Source organism: Amycolatopsis kentuckyensis, from assembly GCF_002155975.1.
GTDB classification, from domain to species: Bacteria; Actinomycetota; Actinomycetes; order Mycobacteriales; family Pseudonocardiaceae; genus Amycolatopsis; species Amycolatopsis kentuckyensis.
The window spans coordinates 1-3,083 of the sequence record NZ_MUMI01000348.1 but is presented as its reverse complement, the minus strand read 5'-3'; the positions used below and the strand labels follow the sequence as shown (position 1 = coordinate 3,083).

Annotated in this window: 2 protein-coding genes; one reads left to right on the top strand and one right to left on the bottom strand. The window is 68.7% G+C overall.

Annotated features, from left to right (window positions below):
* Window positions 1-191: 191 nt before the first annotated feature.
* Window positions 192-845, bottom strand: a complete 654-nt coding sequence (locus tag CCN39_RS30555) for a YigZ family protein (protein WP_086847818.1) — start codon at window positions 843-845, stop codon at window positions 192-194.
* A 542-nt stretch (window positions 846-1,387) separates the two neighbouring features.
* On the opposite strand from CCN39_RS30555, the gene CCN39_RS30550 reads away from it, so the two are divergent.
* Window positions 1,388-3,083 (top strand): glutamate synthase central domain-containing protein (locus tag CCN39_RS30550; protein WP_279629593.1); only part of this gene is annotated, 1,696 nt, incomplete at its 3' end.

Below are 3,083 nucleotides of genomic sequence, written 5' to 3'. Positions count from 1 at the left end.
ACCCGCAACCCACGTGATCAGACCCGGAACTCGCGTGATTGGGGGCGGAACTCGCGAGTTCGGGGCTCAATCACGCGAGTCACGGCTTCAATCACGCGAGTTCCGGGCTCGATCACGCGGATTCGGGGTTCGATCACGCGGGTCCGGGCTCAATCACGCGAGTTCCGGGTTCGATCACGCGGGTGGCGGGTTCAGTCGCGTGGGTTGCGGGCCGGGTCGTGGGGCGTGATCCAGGTCTCGCCGAGGGGGGTTGTCGTTGCTTCGCCGTTGGTGAGGTCGGCGAGCCAGCCGGCGAAGGCCTCCCCCTCGCCGGGGGCGAGGCCGACCTCGAAGTGGGCCAGCTCGTCGAAGCGGGTTGCGTGGAGGAGGTGCGGCGACGCGCGCAGGTCGTTCTCCAGCCGGCCCGCGCGGTCGTAGCTCACCGCCACCTCGACCAGGCTGAGACGCCGGTGTTCTAGTACACCAACAACTTCCACAGCGTCCGAAACGGACTGACCGTACGCGCGGATCAACCCACCCGCCCCCAGCAGGACGCCGCCGAAGTACCGCGTCACCACGGCGACCGTGTCGGTCAGCTCGCGGCGGCGCAGCACTTCCAGCATCGGCGTGCCCGCGGTGCCCGCCGGCTCACCGTCGTCACTGGACCGCCGGGTTCGCCCATCCGGCCCCAAAACGAAGGCGTGACAGTGGTGTCGCGCCCCCGGATCCGCGCGCCGGCGGGCCGCGATGAACTCGCGCGCGGCCTCTTCCGACGTCACCGGAGCGAGCGCGCAGAGGAACCGGGAGCGCTTGATCTCGATCTCGTGGACGCCCTCGCGAGCCACGGAGAGATAACGATCAGTCATCGGGCCAGTCCGCCATGCACCCAGCTTCCCACCTCGACCCGGGGGTCCGACAGCCGCCCTGGACCACTTCGGACGGACGTTTCCGCAGGTCAACGGCATAATGGCCCGCTCTGCGGGAGATCCAGCCCGGCATATGGGACTACCCCCGGGGTCGTCAACGCAAGCGTGGCATTTCCCACCCGGGCGCAACGACGTATGTCGATAACAGCGAATTCACACTATCGTCATAAGACCCGGCGAACCCGGGAGTAACACCGCGCGCTCCGGACGGCCCCCACCACAGTGGCCGGCTTGTGCGCGCTCGCAGCACCCGACATGTTCGGCTGCCCAGTGTTGTGCGGCCTCCCAGATGACCGCTTTTCCGGGCTCGCAGCCCGGCCGATCCTTCGCGGCATCTTGCACTGTTCACACGAACAACGCCGAAAACAGCAACTGTTCTCGACTGACCATCGCGGTCCCGGACCACTTCGTTAACCGGTTCAGCTCGAACCACCCGATGGAGTGAGTACCGGTCGCGCCAACGCCTTGGGAGGCGGCCAGCCGTGACCCACCGTGCCAGTTCCCTGCCCCCGTCCGGGGAGCAGCTCAGCAACGCCGAGGCCCAGGGCCTCTACCGGAGCGACTACGAACACGACGCCTGCGGTGTCGCCTTCGTCGCCGACCTGACCGGGCGCCGAGATCATGCGATCGTCGCCAAGGCCCTGGTCGCGTTGCGCAATCTGGAACACCGCGGGGCTCGTGGCGCCGAACCGGACACCGGCGACGGCGCCGGCCTGCTGATCCAGATCCCGGACGAGTTCTACCGCGCCGTAGTCGACTTCGATCTTCCCGAACCGGGCACCTACGCGGTCGGCACGGCTTTCCTGCCGCAGGACGAAAAGCGCCGCGGCCGGGCCATGACGACCATCGAGCGCATCGCCGCCGAGGAGGACATGCGCGTCCTCGGCTGGCGCGAGCTGCCGGTGCACACCGAGCACTGCGGGCCGACCGCGGCCGAGACCATGCCGCACTTCACGCAGCTGTTCCTCGCCGCGCGCCGCCCGAAACCGGAACATTCGGACCCGCTGCACATCGAGCGCAGCGCGTTCTGCGTCCGCAAGCGCGCGGAGCACGAGCTCGTCGAGGACGACGTGTACTTCCCGTCGCTGTCCTCGCGCACGATCGTCTACAAAGGAATGCTCACCGAGCCGCAGGTCGAGCGCTTCTTCGCCGACCTCACCGACGAGCGCGTCACCAGCGCCATCGGCCTGGTGCACTCCCGCTTCTCCACCAACACGTTCCCGTCGTGGCCCCTGGCCCACCCGTACCGGTACGTGGCGCACAACGGCGAGATCAACACGTTGCGCGGCAACCGCAACTGGATGGACGCCCGCGAGGCGCTCCTCGAAACCGACCTGATCCCGGGCGACCTCAAGCGGATCTACCCGGTGATCACCCGCGGCGCCAGCGACTCGGCGAGCTTCGACGAGGTCCTGGAGCTGCTCCACCTCGGCGGCCGCTCGCTGCCCCACGCCGTCCTGATGATGATCCCGGAGGCCTGGGAGAACCACCAGGAAATGGACCCCGCGCGGCGCGCGTTCTACGAGTTCCACTCGACGCTGATGGAACCGTGGGACGGCCCGGCGCTGGTCGCCTTCACCGACGGCAGCCAGATCGGGGCGGTGCTCGATCGCAACGGCCTGCGCCCCGGCCGCTACTGGGTGACCGACGACGGCCTGGTCGTGCTCGCCTCCGAAGTCGGCGTGCTCGACATCGACCCGGCGACGATCGTCCGGAAGGGACGCCTCGAGCCCGGCCGGATGTTCCTCGTGGACACCGTCGAAGGCCGGATCATCGAGGACGAAGAGGTCAAGACCGAACTGGCCACCGCCCACCCGTACGACGAGTGGGTCGACGCCGGTCTCGTGCACCTCGAAGACCTGCCCGAGCGCGACCGCGAGGTCCCGCTGCACGCCGCCCTCGTCCGCCGTCAGCAGGCGTTCGGCTACACCGAGGAAGAGCTCGAAGCCATCCTCGAGCCGATGGCCCGCACCGGCGCGGAGCCGATCGGCTCGATGGGCAACGACTCGCCGCTCGCTCCCCTTTCGAGCCGGCCGCGGCTGATCTTCGACTACTTCATCCAGCTGTTCGCGCAGGTCACGAACCCGCCGCTGGACGCCATCCGCGAGGAGCTCGTCACCGCGCTCGGCACCCAGATCGGCTCCGAGCCGAACCTGCTGGTCGGCGACGCGTCGTCGT

Bases quoted from the DNA above. Each gene is read 5' to 3' on its own strand.
- CCN39_RS30555 (WP_086847818.1), bottom strand. From the start codon at position 845: ATGACTGATCGTTATCTCTCCGTGGCTCGCGAGGGCGTCCACGAGATC.